The sequence below is a fragment of the Serratia sp. FS14 genome (genome assembly GCF_000695995.1).
Classification (GTDB): domain Bacteria; phylum Pseudomonadota; class Gammaproteobacteria; order Enterobacterales; family Enterobacteriaceae; genus Serratia; species Serratia nematodiphila.
Genome location: NZ_CP005927.1, coordinates 807,197 through 829,887, shown reverse-complemented (window position 1 = coordinate 829,887; position 22,691 = coordinate 807,197). Strand labels below are relative to the sequence as shown.

Below are 22,691 nucleotides of genomic sequence, written 5' to 3'. Positions count from 1 at the left end.
TTATACAAGATTACAACGGTATCTTAACATCATAGCGCTGCTCACCCAATCACCATTAGGCTTTTTGAGTCAAAGCACAATCGGCTCAGGGCGGAAGTGTGATAGAGCGCGTTAGTATAAATGCTGTTGCAATAAAATTTGCTATATTGCCGAGTCTAGGGCGTTAGACTGAGAGAATGGAACCTATCCGGATATGCATATGGGCGTCAGAGCACAACAAAAAGAACGGACTCGTCGTTCCCTGATCGAAGCCGCATTCAGCCAGCTGAGCGCCGAACGCAGCTTCGCCAGCCTGAGCCTGCGGGAAGTTTCACGCGAGGCGGGCATCGCGCCCACGTCGTTTTATCGCCATTTCCGCGATGTGGACGAGCTGGGGCTGACCATGGTGGACGAAAGCGGCCTGATGCTGCGTCAGTTGATGCGCCAGGCGCGCCAACGCATCGCCAAGGGCGGCAGCGTGATCCGCACCTCGGTGTCCACCTTTATGGAATTTATCGGCAACAACCCGAACGCCTTCCGCCTGCTGCTGCGCGAGCGCTCCGGCACGTCGGCGGCATTCCGTGCGGCGGTGGCGCGCGAGATCCAGCATTTCATCGCCGAACTGGCGGACTACCTCGAGTTGGAAAATCACATGCCGCGCAGCTTTACCGAAGCGCAGGCGGAAGCGATGGTCACCATCGTGTTCAGCGCCGGCGCGGAAGCGCTGGATATCGACGTCGAGCAGCGGCAGCAGCTGGAAGAACGGCTGGTGCTGCAGCTGCGGATGATCTCCAAAGGGGCGTATTACTGGTATCGTCGCGAACAAGAAAAAGCTTCTGTGTCCCACGTATAAAAAAGGTAAAAAATGATGGAAAAACCAGGCCGTGAAAATGGCACCTTACTGCTGGCGTTGATTGCCGGCCTTTCGATCAACGGTTCCTTTGCCGCGCTGTTCAGCTCGGTGGTGCCGTTTTCGATCTTCCCGCTGATTGCGTTGGTGCTGGCGGTGTACTGTCTGCATCAGCGTTACCTGAACCGCGCCATGCCGGACGGCATGCCGAAGCTGGCGGCGGCCTGCTTCCTGCTGGGGCTGTTGATGTACAGCGCCATCGTGCGCGCCGAATACCCGCAGATCGGCTCCAACTTCCTGCCGTCGGTGATCTGTGTGGCGCTGGTGCTGTGGATCGGGGTCAAGCTAAAGGCGCGCAAGGCGCTGGATGCGCCGACTCAAGAGCCGTAATGAAACGGGGCGCCATCATGGCGCCCCTGTCGTATCAGCGGTGTTTTTCCAGCAACACGCCGCATTCCATGTGATGGGTATACGGGAACTGGTCGAACAGCGCCAGGCGGCTGACCCGGTGCGTGGCCTGCAGCGTTTCCAGGTTGGCGCACAGCGTTTCCGGATTGCATGAAATATACAGAATGCGCGGGTAAGCCTGCACCATCTTCACCGTTTCCGCGTCCAGCCCGCTGCGCGGCGGATCGACGAAAATCGTCTCGCAGTTGTAGCCGCTCAGATCGATGCCTTTCAACCGGTTGAATTCGCGTACTCCGTTCATCGCCTGGGTGAAGTCTTCCGCCGCCATGCGGATGATCTGCACGTTGTCGATATGGTTGGCGGCGATGTTGTACTGCGCCGCCGCCACCGACGGCTTGGCGATCTCGGTCGCCAGCACGCGCTCGAAATTGCGCGCCAACGCCAGCGAGAAGTTGCCGTTGCCGCAGTACAGCTCCAGTAAATCGCCTTTGGAACCGGCGGTGACCGCCAGCGCCCATTCCAGCATCTGCACGTTCATGGCCGCGTTGGGTTGAGTAAAGCTGTTTTCCACCTGGCGGTAGATCATATCGCGGCCGGCGACCGGCAGCACTTCGTCAACATAATCCTGGTCGAGCATGATCTTGGTCTTCGACGCTCGGCCGATCAGCTGCAGGTCAAAACCCTGCGCCCGCAGCTCGTCGCGCAGTTGCTCGGCGCGCTGCTGCCAAGCGTCATCCAGCTTGCGGTGGTACAGCAGCGAGGCGATGATTTTACCGCTTTGCGTCGACAGATAATCGATCTGGAACAGCTTGTGACGCAGGATCGGCTCCGGTTTCAGCGCGGCGATCAGGGCGCTCATCAGGCGGTTGATCAGTTCGCTGGCGGCCGGGAATTGATCGACGCGAATACGCTGCTTGGTCTGCTGATCGAACATGATGTGATACATGTCGTCCGCGTCGTGCCAGATGCGGAACTCGGCGCGCATGCGGTAGTGGTCGACTGGCGAGCGGAACACTTCCGGCTCGGGCGCCGCGAACGGTGACATCAACGTCTTCAGGCGGGCGACTTTCTCCGCCAGTTGGTCATCGTAACGTTCAATAGGCAAATTCTCGGGCGTCATGTGTTTCTTCTCGTCAGGCAAATTTGATCAGCGGGGATTGTAGGGAATCAGCCCGTGAAGTCCAGTTTTGTCGCGTTTATTATTTGTAACATTAGTAGCAGTCTAGACATCTATTTACATTGATCGTAGCATTGCCGTCCGGCCTCAAGCAGCGAGTGAAAAGGGAATCCGGTGTGAATCCGGAGCTGACGCGCAGCGGTAAGGGGAAGTCACGGCGATAGCGTTTCGACGCAGACACTGTCCACTGCAGGATGGGAAGTCATCGCCCGTTGCCGGTCGCGCCCTGCGGCCTGCAAATCCCAAGCCCGAAGACCTGCCGGTGTTACGTCGCAATGTCCGTGGCCGTCGCGAACTACCGGCCATGATCCTGCGGCATCCGCCAATTAAGTTTGGATGCTTTTCTCATGACAATTACAAAAAATACGCTGCTGGCGGTGGTCTCTTCCGTCACGGCTTTTTCTGGATGGGCGCAAGACAACACTACAGCCACGAATGGCGATAACCTGGTGGTGACCGCCAACCGCTTCCCGCAGCCGGTTTCTTCCGTGTTGGCGCCGACCTCCGTCGTCACCCGTAACGATATCGATCGCTGGCAGGCCAAGAGCCTGACCGACGTGATGCGCCGTTTGCCAGGCGTGGACATTGCGCAGAATGGCGGCCTGGGGCAGCAAAGTTCGTTGTTTATTCGCGGCACCAATTCCAGCCATGTGCTGGTGTTAATTGACGGTATTCGCCTTAATCAGGCGGGCGTCAGCGGCTCTTCCGATCTCAGCCAAATCCCGATTTCGTTGGTGCAGAAAGTCGAATACATCCGCGGCCCGCGCTCGGCGGTATACGGTTCCGACGCCATCGGCGGCGTGGTCAACATTATTACCACGCGTGAAAAGAACGGCACCACGCTGGCTGCCGGCGTCGGCTCCAACGGCTATCAATCCTATGACGCGTCGACTCAACAGCAACTGGGCGACAGCACCGTGGCGACGGTGGCGGGGAACTACACCTATACCAAAGGGTATAATGTTGTCGCGAACTTGCCGGACAGCTTCGGCAATCCTGCACAGCCTGACCGCGACGGCTTTATGAGCAAATCTCTGTATGGCGGCATTGAGCACAAGTTCAATGAGGCGTTCAGCGGCTTTGTTCGCGGTTATGGTTATGACAATCGCACTGCCTATGACGGTAATTACAGTTATTCGGATCCGGCGCACTTAGATGCGTTGCCTGACACTCGCCAACTCTATAGCCAAAGCTGGGATAGCGGTCTGCGTTATCAGGACGGCATCTATGCTACGCAGTTGATCGCGAGCTATAGCCATACCAAAGACTATAACTACGATCCCAAATACGGCCCTTATTCTGCGTCTGCAACCCTGGATGACTCCACGCAATACAATGTGCAGTGGGGCAATACGTTCCAGGTTGCTCAAGGCCATATCAGTACGGGTGTCGATTGGCAGAATCAGAAAATCGAGCCGGGTACGGCTTACATCACTGATAGCAAGAGCCAACGTAATACCGGGCTTTATCTGACGGCGCAGCAACAAGTGGATGCCTTTACTTTGGAAGGTGCGGTGCGCGGTGACGATAACTCGCAGTTTGGTTGGCATGGCACTTGGCAAACCAGCGTGGCCTGGGAATTTGTTGAGGGCTATCGTGCCATCGCGTCTTATGGTACTGCGTTTAAAGCGCCAAATTTGGGGCAGCAGTACGGCAGCTTTGGCGGCAACCCGGATTTGAAACCGGAAGAAAGCAAACAGTGGGAAGGGGGCTTTGAGGGGCTGACCGGCCCGGTCACCTGGCGCGTTACCGGTTATCGCAATGATATAGATAATCTGATCAGCTATGCATCAAGCGGTTCAGGTTCAGCCTATTACAATGTTAATCAGGCCAGGATTAAAGGTGTTGAAGCGACGGCGTCTTTTGATACCGGCCCGCTGACGCATCAGATTGGTTACGATTATGTCGACCCGCGCAACGCAAAAACTAACGAAGTGCTGTTGCGCCGCGCCAAACAGCAGGTGAGATATGAGCTGGACTGGCAGCTGTATGACTTTGATTGGGCGGTAACCTACCAGTATCTGGGAGAGCGCTACGACGGTGATTACAGCGGCTACACTACGCGTACGGTTAAACTTGGCGGCGTGAGTCTGTGGGATCTCGCAGTTTCGTATCCGGTCACATCTCATCTGACAGTTCGTGGTAGAATTGCCAACCTGTTTGATAAAGATTATGAGACGGCCTATGGCTACGCTACTCCAGGAAGAGAATACTACCTCACTGGAAGCTATACCTTCTAACAGCACCGCCACACCTCGCCCGACGGTGCTGGTTTTCGATTCCGGCGTCGGCGGGCTGTCGGTGTATCAGGAGATTCGGCAGTTGCTGCCGGATCTCCACTATATATACGCGTTCGACAACGTGGCGTTCCCCTACGGCGAGAAGTCCGAAGAGTTTATCGTTGAGCGCGTGCTGGAGATTGTCGGCGCGGTGCAGCAGCGTCATCCTCTGGCGATTGTCGTCATCGCCTGCAACACCGCCAGCACGGTCTCCTTGCCGGCCCTGCGCGAGCGTTTCAGTTTCCCTGTCGTGGGCGTGGTGCCCGCCATCAAACCGGCGGCCCGTCTTACCGTTAACGGCATTGTCGGCCTGTTGGCGACCCGCGGCACCGTACAGCGCAGCTACACCCACGAACTGATTTCCCGTTTCGCCACCGACTGCAAGATTGAACTGCTGGGCTCTTCAGAACTGGTGGAGCTGGCGGAAGCCAAGCTGCATGGCGAAGCCGTGCCGCTACCGGTGCTGAAGAAGATCCTGCATCCATGGCTGAGCATGCGCGAGCCGCCGGATACGGTCGTTCTGGGCTGCACCCATTTCCCTCTTTTAGCTGAAGAGCTGATGCAGGTGTTGCCGGAAGGCACCCGATTGGTGGATTCCGGCGCGGCGATTGCCCGTCGCACCGCCTGGCTCATCTCTACGCAGGAAAACCTGGTCTCGAGCCAGGAAGAGAATCTGGCGTATTGCATGGCGTTAAATGAAGATACTGACGCTTTATTGCCCGTTTTGCAGGGCTATGGCTTTAAATCGTTGAAAAAACTGCCGCTTTAACGGTGTTTTGGTTAAACATTCAACGGTCGGAAAAAATATTGAAAATAGGGGTTGCGGCTCGCCGAGAACTCCCTATAATGCGCCTCCACTGACCGGGCATAACTTCGTATAGCATACATTATACGARRWKAWACGAATAAACGCTTGACTCTCCGGGCGAAAAGCGTAGTATACGCAGCCCGCGCCGATGAGTTTCTCGGCACTGCTCTTTAACAATTTATCAGACAATCTGTGTGGGCACTCCACAAGACGATATCCAGCATCTTCGGATGCAAAAAAATATCAAGTCTTGAAGAGTGACTAACTGAAGTAAAATTCATGCAGTAAATCTTTGAGCATCGCTTCTCGAGTGGAAGCAAATCAAGCTTTTAATTGAAGAGTTTGATCATGGCTCAGATTGAACGCTGGCGGCAGGCTTAACACATGCAAGTCGAGCGGTAGCACAGGGGAGCTTGCTCCCTGGGTGACGAGCGGCGGACGGGTGAGTAATGTCTGGGAAACTGCCTGATGGAGGGGGATAACTACTGGAAACGGTAGCTAATACCGCATAACGTCGCAAGACCAAAGAGGGGGACCTTCGGGCCTCTTGCCATCAGATGTGCCCAGATGGGATTAGCTAGTAGGTGGGGTAATGGCTCACCTAGGCGACGATCCCTAGCTGGTCTGAGAGGATGACCAGCCACACTGGAACTGAGACACGGTCCAGACTCCTACGGGAGGCAGCAGTGGGGAATATTGCACAATGGGCGCAAGCCTGATGCAGCCATGCCGCGTGTGTGAAGAAGGCCTTCGGGTTGTAAAGCACTTTCAGCGAGGAGGAAGGTGGTGAGCTTAATACGTTCATCAATTGACGTTACTCGCAGAAGAAGCACCGGCTAACTCCGTGCCAGCAGCCGCGGTAATACGGAGGGTGCAAGCGTTAATCGGAATTACTGGGCGTAAAGCGCACGCAGGCGGTTTGTTAAGTCAGATGTGAAATCCCCGGGCTCAACCTGGGAACTGCATTTGAAACTGGCAAGCTAGAGTCTCGTAGAGGGGGGTAGAATTCCAGGTGTAGCGGTGAAATGCGTAGAGATCTGGAGGAATACCGGTGGCGAAGGCGGCCCCCTGGACGAAGACTGACGCTCAGGTGCGAAAGCGTGGGGAGCAAACAGGATTAGATACCCTGGTAGTCCACGCTGTAAACGATGTCGATTTGGAGGTTGTGCCCTTGAGGCGTGGCTTCCGGAGCTAACGCGTTAAATCGACCGCCTGGGGAGTACGGCCGCAAGGTTAAAACTCAAATGAATTGACGGGGGCCCGCACAAGCGGTGGAGCATGTGGTTTAATTCGATGCAACGCGAAGAACCTTACCTACTCTTGACATCCAGAGAACTTTCCAGAGATGGATTGGTGCCTTCGGGAACTCTGAGACAGGTGCTGCATGGCTGTCGTCAGCTCGTGTTGTGAAATGTTGGGTTAAGTCCCGCAACGAGCGCAACCCTTATCCTTTGTTGCCAGCGGTTCGGCCGGGAACTCAAAGGAGACTGCCAGTGATAAACTGGAGGAAGGTGGGGATGACGTCAAGTCATCATGGCCCTTACGAGTAGGGCTACACACGTGCTACAATGGCGTATACAAAGAGAAGCGACCTCGCGAGAGCAAGCGGACCTCATAAAGTACGTCGTAGTCCGGATTGGAGTCTGCAACTCGACTCCATGAAGTCGGAATCGCTAGTAATCGTAGATCAGAATGCTACGGTGAATACGTTCCCGGGCCTTGTACACACCGCCCGTCACACCATGGGAGTGGGTTGCAAAAGAAGTAGGTAGCTTAACCTTCGGGAGGGCGCTTACCACTTTGTGATTCATGACTGGGGTGAAGTCGTAACAAGGTAACCGTAGGGGAACCTGCGGTTGGATCACCTCCTTACCTAAAGATATTAGTTCGCGTGGCGTGCTCACACAGATTGTCTGATAGAAAGTAACGAGCAGAAATACCTTTATAGGCTTGTAGCTCAGGTGGTTAGAGCGCACCCCTGATAAGGGTGAGGTCGGTGGTTCAAGTCCACTCAGGCCTACCACTTCTCATGAAGTGGAAAAGGTACTGCGCGTGACTGTATGGGGCTATAGCTCAGCTGGGAGAGCGCCTGCCTTGCACGCAGGAGGTCAGCGGTTCGATCCCGCTTAGCTCCACCATATAGTCCGGTATTTCAATACTTCAGAGTATATTGGCGACAGTATGCTGCGAAGTATTTTGCTCTTTAACAATCTGGAACAAGCTGAAAATTGAAACATGACGGCTGAAATTTATCCCTCCGTAGAAGYWYYGGGATAAAGAGTAACCTGTCATAGAGTCTCTCAAATGTTTGCAGCRCGAACGATGGAAACATCTTCGGGTTGTGAGGTTAAGTGACTAAGCGTACACGGTGGATGCCTAGGCAGTCAGAGGCGATGAAGGGCGTGCTAATCTGCGAAAAGCGTCGGTAAGGTGATATGAACCGTTATAACCGGCGATACCCGAATGGGGAAACCCAGTGTGTTTCGACACACTATCATGTCATGAATACATAGTGGCATGAGGCGAACCGGGGGAACTGAAACATCTAAGTACCCCGAGGAAAAGAAATCAACCGAGATTCCCCCRAGTAGCGGCGAGCGAACGGGGAKGAGCCCAGAACCTGAATCGGCTTGTGTGTTAGTGGAAGCGTCTGGAAAGTCGCGCAGCAAAGGGTGATAGCCCCGTACACTAAAATGCACAGGTCGTGAGTTCGATGAGTAGGGCGGGACACGTGACATCCTGTCTGAATATGGGGGGACCATCCTCCAAGGCTAAATACTCCTGACTGACCGATAGTGAACCAGTACCGTGAGGGAAAGGCGAAAAGAACCCCGGCGAGGGGAGTGAAATAGAACCTGAAACCGTGTACGTACAAGCAGTGGGAGCACCTTCGTGGTGTGACTGCGTACCTTTTGTATAATGGGTCAGCGACTTATATTTTGTAGCAAGGTTAACCGTATAGGGGAGCCGTAGGGAAACCGAGTCTTAACTGGGCGATTAGTTGCAAGGTATAGACCCGAAACCCGGTGATCTAGCCATGGGCAGGTTGAAGGTTGGGTAACACTAACTGGAGGACCGAACCGACTAATGTTGAAAAATTAGCGGATGACTTGTGGCTGGGGGTGAAAGGCCAATCAAACCGGGAGATAGCTGGTTCTCCCCGAAAGCTATTTAGGTAGCGCCTCGTGAACTCATCTTCGGGGGTAGAGCACTGTTTCGGCTAGGGGGCCATCCCGGCTTACCAAACCGATGCAAACTCCGAATACCGAAGAATGTTATCACGGGAGACACACGGCGGGTGCTAACGTCCGTCGTGAAGAGGGAAACAACCCAGACCGCCAGCTAAGGTCCCAAAGTCATGGTTAAGTGGGAAACGATGTGGGAAGGCATAGACAGCCAGGATGTTGGCTTAGAAGCAGCCATCATTTAAAGAAAGCGTAATAGCTCACTGGTCGAGTCGGCCTGCGCGGAAGATGTAACGGGGCTAAACCATGCACCGAAGCTGCGGCAGCGACGCTTAGCGTTGTTGGGTAGGGGAGCGTTCTGTAAGCCGTTGAAGGTGGCCTGTGAGGGTTGCTGGAGGTATCAGAAGTGCGAATGCTGACATAAGTAACGATAAAGCGGGTGAAAAGCCCGCTCGCCGGAAGACCAAGGGTTCCTGTCCAACGTTAATCGGGGCAGGGTGAGTCGACCCCTAAGGCGAGGCTGAAAAGCGTAGTCGATGGGAAACAGGTTAATATTCCTGTACTTGGTGTTACTGCGAAGGGGGGACGGAGAAGGCTAGGCTGGCCGGGCGACGGTTGTCCCGGTTTAAGCGTGTAGGGGGTGTGACCTGGTAAATCCGGTTGCATACTAACCCTGAGGCGTGATGACGATGCACTACGGTGCAGAAGTAGTTGATGCCCTGCTTCCAGGAAAATCCTCTAAGCTCCAGGTAACATTAAATCGTACCCCAAACCGACACAGGTGGTCAGGTAGAGAATACCAAGGCGCTTGAGAGAACTCGGGTGAAGGAACTAGGCAAAATGGTGCCGTAACTTCGGGAGAAGGCACGCTGGCATGTAGGTGAAGTCCCTTGCGGATGGAGCTGAAGCCAGTCGAAGATACCAGCTGGCTGCAACTGTTTAATAAAAACACAGCACTGTGCAAACACGAAAGTGGACGTATACGGTGTGACGCCTGCCCGGTGCTGGAAGGTTAATTGATGGGGTCAGCCGCAAGGCGAAGCTCTTGATCGAAGCCCCAGTAAACGGCGGCCGTAACTATAACGGTCCTAAGGTAGCGAAATTCCTTGTCGGGTAAGTTCCGACCTGCACGAATGGCGTAATGATGGCCAGGCTGTCTCCACCCGAGACTCAGTGAAATTGAACTCGCTGTGAAGATGCAGTGTACCCGCGGCAAGACGGAAAGACCCCGTGAACCTTTACTATAGCTTGACACTGAACATTGAGCCTTGATGTGTAGGATAGGTGGGAGGCTTTGAAGCGTGGACGCCAGTCTGCGTGGAGCCATCCTTGAAATACCACCCTTTAATGTTTGATGTTCTAACTCGGCCCCGTGATCCGGGGTGAGGACAGTGTCTGGTGGGTAGTTTGACTGGGGCGGTCTCCTCCCAAAGAGTAACGGAGGAGCACGAAGGTTAGCTAATCACGGTCGGACATCGTGAGGTTAGTGCAAAGGCATAAGCTAGCTTGACTGCGAGAGTGACGGCTCGAGCAGGTACGAAAGTAGGTCTTAGTGATCCGGTGGTTCTGAATGGAAGGGCCATCGCTCAACGGATAAAAGGTACTCCGGGGATAACAGGCTGATACCGCCCAAGAGTTCATATCGACGGCGGTGTTTGGCACCTCGATGTCGGCTCATCACATCCTGGGGCTGAAGTAGGTCCCAAGGGTATGGCTGTTCGCCATTTAAAGTGGTACGCGAGCTGGGTTTAGAACGTCGTGAGACAGTTCGGTCCCTATCTGCCGTGGGCGTTGGAAGATTGAGAGGGGTTGCTCCTAGTACGAGAGGACCGGAGTGAACGCACCACTGGTGTTCGGGTTGTCATGCCAATGGCATTGCCCGGTAGCTAAGTGCGGAAAAGATAAGCGCTGAAAGCATCTAAGCGCGAAACTTGCCTCAAGATGAGTCTTCCCTGGRCCTTTAAGGYCCCTGAAGGAACGTTTAAGACTAAGACGTTGATAGGCTGGGTGTGTAAGTGCAGCGATGCATTGAGCTAACCAGTACTAATGATCCGTGAGGCTTAACCTTACAACACCGAAGGTGTTTTTAGAGAGATTTTCAGCGAAGTTCCGAGATTGGTTCTGATGGCGACACGAGAGTGAAGCGGTTGGAATGAAACAGAATTTGCCTGGCGGCAATAGCGCGGTGGTCCCACCTGACCCCATGCCGAACTCAGAAGTGAAACGCCGTAGCGCCGATGGTAGTGTGGGGTCTCCCCATGCGAGAGTAGGACACTGCCAGGCATCAAATAAACGTTATCAGTGTGACGACTGGTAATGCGCAAGTCGCAGAGCGCGATATTGCCGGTATCGAAAGATACAACGTAAAAGAATCGGTGGAGCGGTAGTTCAGTTGGTTAGAATACCTGCCTGTCACGCAGGGGGTCGCGGGTTCGAGCCCCGTCCGTTCCGCCACTTATTTAATTATGCCTGCTTTATTAGCAGGCATAATGTTAAGCGAGATTTAGGGGCGTAGCTCAGTTGGTAGAGCACCGGTCTCCAAAACCGGGTGTCGCGAGTTCGAGTCTCTCCGCCCCTGCCATATTAAGAACCCTTTGCGAAAGCAAAGGGTTTTTTTTTACCTATTATCCCTTTCCTTAGCGCGTTTATCGTTTTGGAAAAGAGCGCATCGGCTGTTCTATGCTGATGTTTATCTGATCCGAATTGCTCCATAACCTTTCGATCTTTACCTCCGCAGAGCTCCTGATTCTCCCGACATTTTGCATTTTCTTCTCTCAGAAGGCGATGGGCGGCTTTTGGCATGATAGACAGCCAAGACCACGGTGGCGGCTTTTAAGGCCGCCATAGCGCTTTAGGCTGCGGTATTTAAAGGTATTTTAAGTAATTGTCGAATCAAAGGCTGTTGATCGCTGTTTTGCAACCAGACGGCATACAGTGGGCGGATAATCGGCGGGATCTCGCTGGCGGCCACCAGCTGTGGGTACTCTTTTTCCCAATGGCTGGGTAGGAAAGCGCATCCGCCCGTGGTTTCCAACAGCTGACGCGTCAGGTGAGCGGAGGTGGTGGTAAGCACCGGTACGTTATCACCTTCCAACATGCGGTTTTCCTGTTGGTGGAAGTCGGCTCCCCATTCCAGCTTGATGTAGGGCATTGGGGCCTGTTTGTCACGATAAGCGGATGAGAACAGGCGTAATGAGAAATTGCTCAGCTGCTGGCTGGCCAATTCATCCATCTTCGGCGGTTCAGTGGTGATCAGTAAATCGAGCTGCCTTTCATGCAGTTGTTTTACCAAAGAGTGCCTTAATGCCACCCTGGCTTCTAGCTGCAGCGCCTCGCGTTGTTGATAGAGTGCTTGCAACCAGGGAGTCAGATAGGCCTCCCACAACGAAGCGGTAGCGCCGATCGATAACTCGGTGTGTTGCAGCGAACGCACGACTTCCTTCTTCGCCAACTGCCAGGTGTTCATCAGGCTCTCGGCATAGGGCAGAAGCCGCTCGCCGGCAGGCGTCAGGCGGATGTTATTGCGATGACGGGTAAATAAATTTGCGCCCAACTGGTTTTCTAACTGACGGATGCGGAAACTGACCGCGGACTGCGTTAAGTACAAAGATTCTGCGGCTCTGCCAAAGTGACGCGTTCTACTGACCTCCAAAAAGGTTTTCAGTAATTCGGTATCCACACCTATCTCCAAAAAAATTTGTCGTTAAGATTTAAATGTTTTGTTTTACACGCTGTCAAGCCTATCTAATACTCCGCGCCATAAACAGCACGGCCATAAGAGAATTAGGAGCGTGTCAGATGGCGGATAGCTTCACCACGACCAATCGTTTTTTTGATAATAAACATTACCCTCGCGGGTTCTCCCGTCACGGCGATTTCACCATTAAAGAGGCGCAATTGCTAGAGCGCTTCGGCTACGCGTTTAACGAGTTGGACTCGGGTAAACGCCAGCCGGCCACTGAAGAAGAACAGCTGTTCGTCGCAGTGTGCCGCGGTGAGCGCGAAGCGGCTACCGAGCAGGAAAAAGTATGGGCTAAATATCTGGCGCGCACACGTCGCCCGAAGAAATTCCATACTCTGTCCGGCGGTAAACCGCAGGCTGACGCAGTAGAAGATTACAGCGACAGCGAAGACTAAAGACGATGGGGCCTGCGGGCCCCATTTTCATTCCAGACTGCGATGCAGTTGTAACAGCAGGCGGTCCATACTGCGATAGCCCAGCGCTTCGCTGAGGTGGTGCCTGTCGAGTTCAGCATCTCCCGCCAAATCCGCCAGCGTGCGCGCCACTTTCAAGATGCGCTGCCAGGCGCGAACCGATAACCCCAGCGTGTTTAATGTTGCTTCCAAAAACTCGGCGTCAGCCGCCTGCAAAACGCAATCTCGTTCCACTTCGCGGTTGCTCAACAGCGCGTTGACTTTACCGGCGCGTTCGAGCTGCCGGGCGCGTGCCTGCTGCACCCTTTTCCGTACTTGTTCGCTGCTTTCTCCCTGGGTTTTCCGATGACTGAGCGTACCCGGCGGCAACAGCGGTACTTCGATAGACAGATCGAAACGGTCGAGAAAAGGCCCTGACAGCCGGGCCAGATAGCGCAACACCTGCTGCGGTGAGGCGCGATTGTGCAATCCCTGATAATGCCCTGTCGGGCTGGGGTTCATTGCCGCGATCAGTTGCACCCTGGCGGGGAAACAGACCTTGGCGTTGGCACGTGAAATCACGATCTCGCCGGATTCCAACGGCTCACGCAGCGCATCCAGTACCTTACGCTCGAATTCCGGCAGTTCATCCAGAAACAGCACGCCGTTATGCGCCATCGAGATCTCGCCCGGTCGCGGCAGTGAGCCGCCGCCGACCAATGCCGCCATCGAGGCGCTGTGGTGCGGTGCGCGGAACGGCCTCTGACGCCATGGTAGAGCGGCGGGAATATGATGCTGCAAGCTGGCGACCGCCAGGCTTTCCAGCGCCTCAGTCTCCGTCAGCGGCGGCAGTAAGCCCGTGAGACGGCTGGCCAGCATGGTTTTACCGGTGCCCGGTGGCCCAATCAACAGTAGGTTATGCCCGCCGGCGGCGGCGATCTCTAATGCCCGCTTGGCCTGTTCCTGGCCGATGATGTCGCGCAGGTCGGCGTTTTCGCACGCGTTGTCTGCATCGGGGGGCGCGGCCGCCACCGGCAGTTCGCCTTGGCCGAGCAGAAAAGCGCAGACTTCCAGCAGGTGTTGGGCAGTATGGGAGTGCGACTGCGCGATCAGGCCGACTTCGGCGGCGTTGTCCGTCGAGAGGATCAGTTGCCGCCCGGCATCAGCCGCCGCCAGCGCCGCCGGGATCGCTCCCCTGACCGCGCGCAGTGAGCCGGACAGCGCGAGCTCGCCAAGAAACTCGTAGCGTGCCAACGGTGCGAGGGGTAACTGCTCGGATGCGGCGAGGATCGCCAGCGCTATCGGCAGATCGTAACGCCCGCCTTCTTTCGGCAGATCGGCGGGGGCCAAATTGACGGTGATGCGCCGGGCGGGAAAGGTGAAACCGTTGTTGATCAGGGCGCTGCGCACCCGATCGCGCGCCTCTTTTACCGTGGTTTCCGGCAGGCCGACCAGCGTCAGGCCGGGCAGGCCATTGCTGATATGCACCTCCACCGTCACGGAAGGGGCCTGAACGCCGATGATGGCGCGGCTATAGATTAACGCCAGTGACATATCGCTCTCCTTGCTGAGGACGACATGATGCGTGATTCATCCTGGCATTGCGCGGCGTTATTGGTGGTTTTTCTAGGGGTTTCGCAGCGTAATTGCTCATTTTCATCGAAGTAAATGAGATTGTGCGAGCCGCCTCGCATCCTGCGGCAATACCCATTAACAATTCGCTGAAGGCTGCAACACATTAGCGGCCCATACACATTGCAATCATAGGGTTAAAGGGTGTATTTAACAATTGATTAAAAGAAAAATCACTTCTTTAACAAGCCCCGACCGCCGCCGCATTCTGCCCGGCAGCCGCTAAACCTCCTGACTTCGTACTCTACGGTAGGGATAACACTATGTTTGGTTGGACCCCGCTGCAACGCAACGCGGCAATCGCCAGCTTTTCAAGCTGGACGCTCGACGCTTTCGATTTTTTCGTGCTGGTATTCTTACTCAGCGACATCGCGCAGTCCTTTCACGTCGGTCTGGAACAGGTCACGCTGGCGATTCTGCTCACGCTGGCGGTGCGCCCGATTGGCGCGCTGATCTTCGGGCGTGCGGCGGAAAAATATGGCCGCAAGCCGATTCTGATGTTGAATATCGTCTTCTTCTCGGTGTTTGAGCTGCTCTCTGCCGCCGCGCCCTCGCTGACGGTCTTCTTGCTGTTGCGGGTGTTGTACGGTGTTGCGATGGGCGGCATTTGGGGCGTGGCGTCATCGTTGGCGATGGAAACCATACCGGACCGCTCACGCGGCCTGATGTCGGGTATTTTCCAGGCCGGCTATCCGTTTGGTTATCTGCTGGCGGCGGTGGTGTACGGCCTGCTGTTCGAAACGGTCGGCTGGCGCGGCATGTTCGTCATCGGCGCGGCGCCGATCCTGCTGCTGCCGTTTATTTATTATTACGTGCAGGAGTCACCGGTATGGCTGGCGGCGCGTGAACGCAAAGAGAGCACCGCCTTGCTGCCGGTGTTGAAGAGCCACTGGAAGCTGTGCTGCTATCTGGTGCTGCTGATGGCGGCGTTCAATTTCTTCTCCCACGGTACGCAGGATCTGTATCCGGTGTTTCTGAAAGTTCAGCACGGTTTCGACCCTAAAACCGTCAGTATTATCGCCATTAGCTACAATATCGCGTCAATTATCGGCGGTGTTTTCTTCGGTTCGTTGTCAGAAAAGATCGGCCGCAAAAAAGCGATCATCATTGCCGCGCTGTTGGCGCTGCCGGTGATCCCGCTGTGGGCGTTTTCCAGCGGTTCGCTGATGTTGGGGATCGGCGCTTTCCTGATGCAGTTCATGGTGCAGGGCGCCTGGGGCGTGGTGCCGACCTATCTGACCGAGCTGGTGCCGGCCAACACCCGTGCGGTGCTGCCGGGGTTCGTGTACCAGCTGGGTAACCTGATCGCCTCGGTCAACGCCACGCTGCAAGCCACCATCGCCGAGCATCATGGGCATAATTACGGTCTGGCGATGGCGATCGTCGCCGGTACGGTGGCGGTGGCGATCGCCCTGTTGGTGTTCTTCGGCAAGGATACGCGCGGCAAGGCGATCACCGACGCGGTAGAAAATCCGGGTATGCGCGCCAACGTGTGAAAGAGGGGCGATTCGCGTGAGGTATGACCAGATTGCGCCGAATAATAACGCAAAAAAAAGTGTTGTCATGTCGCGCGCGGCTGTGGTACCTCTGTAAGCATTAGTTCTGAATGAGCACAGTGAACAAACCCATTATGAAAGCCTTTGCCCAAGTGATTAGCCTAGTCGTGATTAGCGTGGTGGTGATTATTATCCCACCGTGCGGGGCTGCACTTGGACGAAGAAAGGCTTAGCAAACAAGCCGGAATCGCAAGAGAACCCCCGCACCGTCAGGTCCGGGGGTTTTTTATTGGCAAGAGAAAAGTGGAGCAAGGGGCAGAGCATGAAAAACAGAACAAAATCCTGCAGTTGTCGAAGAAAGGCGGGGAAATAACCATGAATGGCGCTCAGTGGGTAGTTCAAGCGTTGCGTGCGCAGGGTGTGGATACCGTATTCGGCTATCCGGGCGGGGCAATCATGCCGGTGTACGATGCGTTGTATGACGGCGGCGTGGAACACCTGCTGTGCCGCCATGAACAGGGCGCCGCCATGGCCGCCATCGGCTACGCCCGCGCCACCGGCAAAGTCGGCGTTTGCATCGCCACTTCCGGCCCCGGCGCCACCAACCTGATCACTGGCCTGGCTGATGCGCTGCTCGATTCTGTTCCCGTTGTCGCCATCACCGGCCAGGTGGGTTCCGCGCTGATCGGCACCGATGCCTTTCAGGAGATCGATGTTCTCGGCCTGTCTCTGGCCTGCACCAAGCACAGCTTCCTGGTGGAGTCGCTGGACGCCTTGCCGGGCATCATGGCGGAAGCGTTCGCCATCGCCGCAGGCGGCCGCCCCGGCCCGGTGCTGATCGATATCCCGAAAGACATCCAGCTGGCGCAGGGGGACTTGCACCCGCATCTGATGCCGGTTGACGAAGCGCCGGCGTTCCCGGCGGCGGCGTTGGCAGAGGCGGCCGCGCTGCTGGCGCAGGCGCACAAACCGATGTTGTACGTCGGCGGCGGCGTGGGCATGGCGCAGGCGGTGCCGGCGCTGCGTGAATTTATCGCGGTGACCCGCATGCCGAACGTCGCCACCCTGAAGGGGCTGGGCGCGCCGGACGCGCAAGACCCGCTGTATCTCGGCATGTTGGGCATGCATGGCGCCAAGGCTGCCAACCTGGCGGTGCAGGAGTGCGATCTGCTGATCGCCGTCGGCGCGCGTTTCGATGATCGCGTGACCGGCAAACTGAACGCCTTCGCGCCGCACGCCAAAGTGATCCACATGGATATCGACCCGGCGGAAATGAGCAAGCTGCGCCAGGCGCATGTGGCCCTGCAGGGTGATTTGAAAACGTTGCTGCCGGCGTTGCAGCGCCCGCTGGACATCGCCGCCTGGCAGCAGCAGGTGACGGCGCTGAAAGCCGAGCACGCCTGCCGCTATGATCACCCTGGCCAGCCGATCTACGCGCCGCTGTTCTTGCGCCAGCTGTCTGACCGCAAGCCTGCCAACAGCGTGGTGACCACCGACGTCGGTCAGCACCAGATGTGGAGCGCGCAGCACATGACGTTCGAGCGTCCGGAGAATTTCATCACCTCCAGCGGCCTCGGCACCATGGGATTCGGCGTGCCGGCGGCGGTAGGCGCTCAGATTGCCCGCCCGCAAGATACGGTGATCTGCGTCTCGGGCGATGGCTCCTTCATGATGAACGTGCAGGAACTGGGCACCATCAAGCGCAAGCAGCTGCCGCTCAAAATCGTTCTGCTGGACAACCAGCGCCTCGGGATGGTGCGTCAATGGCAGCAGCTGTTCTTCGACGGCCGCTACAGCGAAACCAACCTGTCCGATAACCCCGACTTCCTGATGTTGGCCGCCGCCTTCGGCATTCCCGGCCAGCGCATCAGCAGCAAGGATCAGGTGGAGGGCGCCCTCGAGGCGCTGTTCAACACCGAAGGCCCGTATCTGCTGCAGGTCTCTATCGACGAACTCGAAAACGTCTGGCCGCTGGTGCCGCCGGGCGCCGGCAACGAAACCATGTTGGAGGAAATATCATGATGCAGCATCAACTCTCGATCCAGGCGCGTTTTCGCCCCGAAATGTTAGAGCGTGTATTGCGGGTCGTGCGTCATCGCGGCTTTCAGGTTTGTGCTATGAATATGGTTTCCCCGGCCAACGCCGACAGCATCAATATCGAATTGACCGTTGCCAGCCCGCGCCCGGTTGCCCTGTTGTCATCTCAATTAAGTAAACTGATGGACGTCTCCTGCGTCGAGATCCAGCAGCCAACATCACAACAAATACGCGCCTGAGGCGCCGAGAAGGATAAATAACAATGACTAAGAAAGCCGATTACATTTGGTTCAATGGTGAGATGGTTCCTTGGGCCGAGGCCAAAGTGCACGTGATGTCGCACGCGTTGCATTACGGCACGTCGGTATTTGAAGGGGTGCGCTGCTACGACTCGCACTTGGGGCCGGTGGTGTTCCGCCATCGCGAGCATATGCAGCGCCTGCATGACTCGGCGAAAATCTACCGCATGCCGGTTTCGCAAAGCGTCGACGAACTGATGGAAGCCTGCCGCGCCACGCTGCGCAAGAACAATCTGGTCAGCGCCTACATTCGCCCGCTGGTGTTCGTCGGTGATGTCGGCATGGGCGTCAACCCGCCGGCCGGTTATAAAACGGACGTGATTATCGCGGCGTTTCCTTGGGGCGCTTACCTGGGTGAAGAGGCGCTGGAGCAAGGTATCGATGCGATGGTCTCCTCTTGGCACCGCGCGGCGCCGAACACTATCCCGACCGCGGCCAAAGCCGGCGGCAACTATCTTTCCTCCCTGCTGGTGGGCAGCGAAGCGCGCCGCCACGGCTATCAGGAAGGCATCGCGCTCGACGTGCACGGCTACATTTCCGAAGGGGCGGGCGAAAACCTGTTCCAGGTGAAAGACGGCGTGATCTACACCCCGCCGTTCACCTCGTCGGCGCTGCCGGGCATCACCCGCGATGCGATCATCAAGCTGGCGAAAGACATGGGCTTCGAGGTGCGCGAGCAGGTGCTGTCGCGCGAATCGCTGTACCTGGCCGATGAAGTGTTCATGTCCGGCACCGCGGCGGAGATCACGCCGGTACGCAGCGTGGACGGCATTCAGGTCGGTATCGGTAAACGTGGCCCGGTGACCAAACAGATTCAGGAGGCGTTCTTCGGCCTGTTCACCGGCAAGACCGAAGACAAGTACGGTTGGCTGGATCCGGTAAACCCGTAACGACAAGACAGACAGATAAGAATATCCAGGCGGTTCGTTCGCCGCCTGTCATAAATACATTTGGAGTGAAAAGAGCATGCCTAAGTACCGTTCCGCCACCACCACCCACGGCCGCAATATGGCGGGTGCCCGCGCATTGTGGCGCGCGACCGGGATGACCGACGCCGATTTCGGCAAGCCGATCATTGCCGTGGTCAACTCCTTTACCCAGTTCGTGCCTGGCCACGTGCATCTGCGCGATCTGGGCAAACTGGTCGCCGAACAGATTGAAGCCTCCGGCGGCGTGGCCAAAGAGTTCAACACCATCGCGGTGGATGACGGCATCGCCATGGGCCACGGCGGCATGCTCTATTCCCTGCCGTCGCGCGAGCTGATCGCCGACTCGGTCGAATACATGGTGAACGCCCACTGCGCCGACGCGATGGTGTGCATCTCCAACTGCGACAAGATCACCCCGGGTATGCTGATGGCGGCGTTGCGCCTGAACATTCCGGTGATCTTCGTTTCCGGCGGCCCGATGGAAGCCGGCAAGACCAAACTCTCCAACCAGATCATCAAGCTGGATCTGGTGGACGCGATGATCCAGGGCGCGAACCCGAACGTCAGCGACGCCGACAGCGAGCAGATCGAACGTTCCGCCTGCCCGACCTGCGGCTCTTGCTCCGGCATGTTCACCGCCAACTCGATGAACTGCCTGACCGAAGCGCTGGGCCTGTCGCAGCCGGGCAACGGTTCGCTGCTGGCCACCCACGCCGATCGTAAGGAACTGTTCCTCAACGCCGGCAAGCGCATCGTCGAGCTGACCAAACGCTATTACGAGCAGGACGACGAGAGCGCGCTGCCGCGCAATATCGCCAACAAGGCGGCATTTGAAAATGCCATGACGCTGGACATCGCCATGGGCGGCTCGACCAACACCGTGCTGCACCTGCTGGCTTCGGCGCAGGAAGGCGAGGTGGACTTCACCATGGAGGACATCGATCGCCTGTCGCGCAAAGTGCCGCACCTGTGCAAGGTGGCGCCGAGCACGCAGAAATATCACATGGAAGACGTGCACCGCGCCGGTGGCGTGATCGGCATCCTCGGCGAGCTGGATCGCGCCGGCTTGCTGAACCGCGAGGTGAACAACGTGTTGGGGCTGACCTTGCCGCAGACGCTGGAAGCCTACGACGTGATGCTGACCCGCGACGAAAGCGTCAAGAAAATGTACTCCGCCGGGCCGGCCGGCATCCGCACCACGCAGGCATTCTCTCAGGACTGCCGCTGGGATTCGCTGGACACCGACCGCAAGGAAGGCTGCATCCGCACCCGTGAACACGCCTACAGTCAGGACGGCGGGTTGGCGGTGCTGTACGGCAACCTGGCGGAAAACGGCTGCATCGTCAAAACCGCCGGCGTCGACAAGGAAATCCTCACCTTCCGCGGCCCGGCCAAAGTGTATGAAAGCCAGGACGACGCGGTAGACGCCATCCTCGGCGGCAAAGTGGTGGCGGGCGACGTAGTGGTGATTCGCTACGAAGGGCCGAAAGGCGGCCCGGGCATGCAGGAAATGCTTTACCCAACCACCTACCTGAAATCGATGGGGCTGGGCAAGGCGTGCGCGCTGATCACCGACGGGCGTTTCTCCGGCGGCACCTCCGGGTTGTCCATCGGCCACGCTTCGCCGGAAGCGGCCAACGGCGGCCTGATCGCCCTGGTGCAGGACGGCGACATGATCGCGATCGATATTCCTCATCGCGGCATCCAGCTTGACGTCAGCGAGCAGGAGCTGGCGGCGCGGCATGAGGCGGAACTGGCGCGCGGTGACGCGGCCTGGACGCCGAAAAATCGTGAACGTCAGGTGTCCTTCGCGCTGCGCGCCTACGCCTCGTTGGCCACCAGCGCCGACAAAGGCGCGGTGCGCGACAAGAGCAAACTGGGGGGATAAGCAGCATGGCGGTCTCTCAACCCCTACCCAGCGCCCCCTGCGGCGCGGAATATCTGCGAGCGGTACTGCGCTCGCCGGTTTACGAGGTGGCGCAAGTCACCCCGTTGCAGGCCATGAGCAAAATCTCTTCGCGCCTCGGCAACACCATTTTGGTGAAGCGCGAAGATCGCCAGCCGGTGCACAGCTTCAAGCTGCGCGGGGCCTATGCGATGATCGCCGGGCTGGACGAAGAGCAGAAGGCGCGCGGCGTCGTGACGGCTTCGGCCGGCAACCACGCGCAGGGCGTCGCCTTCTCCGGTAAACGGCTGGGGATCAAAACGCTGATCGTGATGCCGGTGTCCACCGCGGACATCAAGGTGGATGCGGTGCGCGGCTTCGGCGGTGAAGTGCTGCTGCACGGCGCCAATTTCGACGAGGCCAAAGCGAAGGCGATCGAGCTTTCCCAACAGCAGGGCATGACTTTTGTGCCGCCGTTCGATCACCCGACGGTGATCGCCGGGCAGGGCACGCTGGCGATGGAGCTGCTGCAGCAAGACGCGCATCTGGATCGGGTTTTCGTGCCGGTCGGCGGCGGTGGCCTGGCCGCCGGGGTGGCGGTGCTGATCAAACAGCTGATGCCGCAGATCAAAGTGATCGGCGTCGAAGCGGAAGACTCCGCCTGTCTGCGCGCGGCGCTGGATGCCGGCCATCCGGTGGATCTGGCGCGCGTCGGGCTGTTCGCCGAAGGCGTGGCGGTGAAGCGCATCGGCGACGAAACTTTCCGCCTGTGCCGTGAATATCTGGACGACGTGATCACCGTGGACAGCGACGCTATCTGCGCGGCGGTCAAAGATCTGTTCGAGGACGTGCGCGCCATTGCCGAACCTTCCGGCGCGTTGGCGCTGGCGGGGCTGAAAAAGTACGTCCAGCAGCACAACATTCAGGGCGAGCGTCTCGCGCACGTGCTCTCGGGCGCCAACCTCAACTTCCACGGGCTGCGCTATGTTTCCGAGCGTTGCGAACTGGGCGAACAGCGCGAAGCGCTGCTGGCGGTAACCATTCCGGAACAGCAGGGCAGCTTCCTCAAGTTCTGCCAGCTGCTGGGCGGCCGCTCGGTGACCGAATTCAACTACCGCTACGCCGATGCCGACAACGCCTGCATTTTCGTCGGCGTGCGGCTGACGCGCGGTCACGCCGAACGGCGGGAGATCATCGACGAACTCAACGCCGGCGGTTATCAGGTGGTGGATCTGTCGGACGATGAGATGGCCAAGCTGCACGTGCGCTACATGGTGGGCGGGCGTCCGTCGAAGCCGTTGCGCGAACGGCTGTTCAGCTTTGAGTTTCCGGAATCGCCGGGCGCGCTGCTGAAGTTCCTGCAGACGCTGGGCACGCACTGGAACATCTCGCTGTTCCACTATCGCAGCCACGGCACCGACTTCGGCCGGGTGCTGGCGGCCTTCGAGCTGGCGCAAAGCGAGCCGGAATTCGAGCGGCACCTGCAGGCGCTGGGCTACGATTGCCACGACGAAACCGACAACCCGGCGTTCCGCTTCTTTTTGCAGGGATGAGCCGGATTGATAAGCAACCGTGACGCGTTAGTCAGTTTAT

The 22,691-nt window shown here is 57.3% G+C and carries 15 protein-coding genes, 4 tRNA genes, 3 rRNA genes and 1 riboswitch; of the genes, 19 read left to right on the top strand and 3 right to left on the bottom strand.

Annotated elements, in window-relative coordinates; genetic code table 11:
- The first annotated feature begins 199 nt into the window (after positions 1–199).
- Positions 200–832: an HTH-type transcriptional repressor FabR gene (gene fabR, locus L085_RS03830; RefSeq protein ID WP_004931044.1), complete on the top strand. Its 633-nt coding sequence runs from the start codon at positions 200–202 to the stop codon at positions 830–832.
- Between the two features lie 15 nt (positions 833–847).
- On the top strand, positions 848–1,219 hold the full coding sequence (locus L085_RS03825; RefSeq protein ID WP_004931042.1) for a YijD family membrane protein: 372 nt from the start codon (positions 848–850) through the stop codon (positions 1,217–1,219).
- Positions 1,220–1,253: 34 nt separating this feature from the next.
- Here L085_RS03825 and trmA read toward each other — a convergent pair whose 3' ends face one another.
- Entirely contained in the window at positions 1,254–2,357 is a 1,104-nt protein-coding gene (gene trmA / locus L085_RS03820) for a tRNA (uridine(54)-C5)-methyltransferase TrmA (protein WP_044030092.1), read from the bottom strand.
- A gap of 122 nt (positions 2,358–2,479) precedes the next feature.
- A riboswitch (cobalamin riboswitch) is annotated at positions 2,480–2,693 on the top strand.
- A gap of 68 nt (positions 2,694–2,761) precedes the next feature.
- On the opposite strand from trmA, the gene btuB reads away from it, so the two are divergent.
- The 9 genes from btuB to L085_RS03775 all read left to right on the top strand — a co-directional run bounded on the left by btuB (position 2,762) and on the right by L085_RS03775 (position 11,267).
- Positions 2,762–4,654, top strand: coding sequence for a TonB-dependent vitamin B12 receptor BtuB (gene btuB / locus L085_RS03815; RefSeq protein WP_044030090.1), 1,893 nt, complete (start codon positions 2,762–2,764; stop codon positions 4,652–4,654).
- On the top strand, positions 4,599–5,462 hold the full coding sequence (gene murI, locus L085_RS03810) for a glutamate racemase (protein ID WP_025921004.1): 864 nt from the start codon (positions 4,599–4,601) through the stop codon (positions 5,460–5,462). Before btuB ends, murI begins: the two co-directional genes overlap by 56 nt.
- Before the next feature lie 369 nt (positions 5,463–5,831).
- Positions 5,832–7,373 (top strand): 16S ribosomal RNA (locus L085_RS03805).
- Positions 7,374–7,447: 74 nt separating this feature from the next.
- Positions 7,448–7,524, top strand: a tRNA-Ile gene (locus L085_RS03800).
- A 39-nt stretch (positions 7,525–7,563) separates the two neighbouring features.
- Positions 7,564–7,639 (top strand) — tRNA-Ala (locus L085_RS03795).
- A gap of 207 nt (positions 7,640–7,846) precedes the next feature.
- Positions 7,847–10,754, top strand: a 23S ribosomal RNA gene (locus tag L085_RS03790).
- A 99-nt stretch (positions 10,755–10,853) separates the two neighbouring features.
- Positions 10,854–10,969: ribosomal RNA gene (rrf, locus tag L085_RS03785) — 5S ribosomal RNA — on the top strand.
- Together the 16S, 23S and 5S rRNA genes with 4 tRNA genes alongside form the textbook arrangement of a ribosomal RNA operon.
- A 94-nt stretch (positions 10,970–11,063) precedes the next feature.
- Positions 11,064–11,140, top strand: a tRNA-Asp gene (locus L085_RS03780).
- Positions 11,141–11,191: 51 nt separating this feature from the next.
- Positions 11,192–11,267, top strand: a tRNA-Trp gene (locus L085_RS03775).
- 270 nt (positions 11,268–11,537) lie between these two features.
- On the opposite strand, the gene hdfR is transcribed toward L085_RS03775, so the two are convergent.
- A complete protein-coding gene (gene hdfR / locus L085_RS03770) occupies positions 11,538–12,365 on the bottom strand; it encodes an HTH-type transcriptional regulator HdfR (RefSeq protein WP_004929945.1) in 828 nt (275 codons plus the stop codon).
- Between the two features lie 119 nt (positions 12,366–12,484).
- Between hdfR and L085_RS03765 the strand changes: the two genes are divergently transcribed.
- Positions 12,485–12,823, top strand: a complete 339-nt coding sequence (locus L085_RS03765) for a DUF413 domain-containing protein (protein ID WP_004929946.1) — start codon at positions 12,485–12,487, stop codon at positions 12,821–12,823.
- 27 nt (positions 12,824–12,850) lie between these two features.
- On the opposite strand, the gene L085_RS03760 is transcribed toward L085_RS03765, so the two are convergent.
- Positions 12,851–14,374 (bottom strand): YifB family Mg chelatase-like AAA ATPase, encoded by a 1,524-nt coding sequence (locus L085_RS03760; protein WP_044030088.1) that lies wholly within the window; start codon positions 14,372–14,374, stop codon positions 12,851–12,853.
- A gap of 341 nt (positions 14,375–14,715) precedes the next feature.
- Between L085_RS03760 and L085_RS03755 the strand changes: the two genes are divergently transcribed.
- From L085_RS03755 to ilvA, 7 genes are all read left to right on the top strand, one after another.
- Positions 14,716–15,948 (top strand): MFS transporter, encoded by a 1,233-nt coding sequence (locus L085_RS03755; protein WP_044030086.1) that lies wholly within the window; start codon positions 14,716–14,718, stop codon positions 15,946–15,948.
- Positions 15,949–16,082: 134 nt separating this feature from the next.
- Positions 16,083–16,181, top strand: coding sequence for an ilv operon leader peptide (gene ilvL / locus L085_RS24325; protein ID WP_013814970.1), 99 nt, complete (start codon positions 16,083–16,085; stop codon positions 16,179–16,181).
- Between the two features lie 142 nt (positions 16,182–16,323).
- Positions 16,324–17,970 carry an acetolactate synthase 2 catalytic subunit gene (ilvG, locus tag L085_RS03750; RefSeq protein WP_044031926.1) on the top strand — a complete coding sequence of 549 codons (1,647 nt, stop codon included), beginning with the start codon at positions 16,324–16,326 and terminating at the stop codon, positions 17,968–17,970.
- Positions 17,967–18,224, top strand: a complete 258-nt coding sequence (ilvM, locus tag L085_RS03745; protein ID WP_004929955.1) for an acetolactate synthase 2 small subunit — start codon at positions 17,967–17,969, stop codon at positions 18,222–18,224. Before ilvG ends, ilvM begins: the two co-directional genes overlap by 4 nt.
- A gap of 23 nt (positions 18,225–18,247) precedes the next feature.
- Positions 18,248–19,174, top strand: coding sequence for a branched-chain amino acid transaminase (locus L085_RS03740; protein ID WP_019455268.1), 927 nt, complete (start codon positions 18,248–18,250; stop codon positions 19,172–19,174).
- A gap of 76 nt (positions 19,175–19,250) precedes the next feature.
- Positions 19,251–21,101 carry a dihydroxy-acid dehydratase gene (gene ilvD, locus L085_RS03735; protein ID WP_044030084.1) on the top strand — a complete coding sequence of 617 codons (1,851 nt, stop codon included), beginning with the start codon at positions 19,251–19,253 and terminating at the stop codon, positions 21,099–21,101.
- 5 nt (positions 21,102–21,106) lie between these two features.
- Positions 21,107–22,651, top strand: a complete 1,545-nt coding sequence (gene ilvA / locus L085_RS03730) for a threonine ammonia-lyase, biosynthetic (protein ID WP_004929963.1) — start codon at positions 21,107–21,109, stop codon at positions 22,649–22,651.
- The last annotated feature ends 40 nt before the right edge of the window (positions 22,652–22,691 follow it).

Bases quoted from the DNA above. Each gene is read 5' to 3' on its own strand.
- ilvM (WP_004929955.1), top strand. From the start codon at position 17,967: ATGATGCAGCATCAACTCTCGATCCAGGCGCGTTTTCGCCCCGAAATG.
- L085_RS03765 (WP_004929946.1), top strand. From the start codon at position 12,485: ATGGCGGATAGCTTCACCACGACCAATCGTTTTTTTGATAATAAACAT.
- L085_RS03740 (WP_019455268.1), top strand. From the start codon at position 18,248: ATGACTAAGAAAGCCGATTACATTTGGTTCAATGGTGAGATGGTTCCT.
- btuB (WP_044030090.1), top strand. From the start codon at position 2,762: ATGACAATTACAAAAAATACGCTGCTGGCGGTGGTCTCTTCCGTCACG.
- ilvA (WP_004929963.1), top strand. From the start codon at position 21,107: ATGGCGGTCTCTCAACCCCTACCCAGCGCCCCCTGCGGCGCGGAATAT.
- fabR (WP_004931044.1), top strand. From the start codon at position 200: ATGGGCGTCAGAGCACAACAAAAAGAACGGACTCGTCGTTCCCTGATC.
- murI (WP_025921004.1), top strand. From the start codon at position 4,599: ATGGCTACGCTACTCCAGGAAGAGAATACTACCTCACTGGAAGCTATA.
- L085_RS03760 (WP_044030088.1), bottom strand. From the start codon at position 14,374: ATGTCACTGGCGTTAATCTATAGCCGCGCCATCATCGGCGTTCAGGCC.
- L085_RS03825 (WP_004931042.1), top strand. From the start codon at position 848: ATGGAAAAACCAGGCCGTGAAAATGGCACCTTACTGCTGGCGTTGATT.
- ilvD (WP_044030084.1), top strand. From the start codon at position 19,251: ATGCCTAAGTACCGTTCCGCCACCACCACCCACGGCCGCAATATGGCG.
- L085_RS03755 (WP_044030086.1), top strand. From the start codon at position 14,716: ATGTTTGGTTGGACCCCGCTGCAACGCAACGCGGCAATCGCCAGCTTT.
- ilvG (WP_044031926.1), top strand. From the start codon at position 16,324: ATGAATGGCGCTCAGTGGGTAGTTCAAGCGTTGCGTGCGCAGGGTGTG.
- ilvL (WP_013814970.1), top strand. From the start codon at position 16,083: ATGAAAGCCTTTGCCCAAGTGATTAGCCTAGTCGTGATTAGCGTGGTG.
- trmA (WP_044030092.1), bottom strand. From the start codon at position 2,357: ATGACGCCCGAGAATTTGCCTATTGAACGTTACGATGACCAACTGGCG.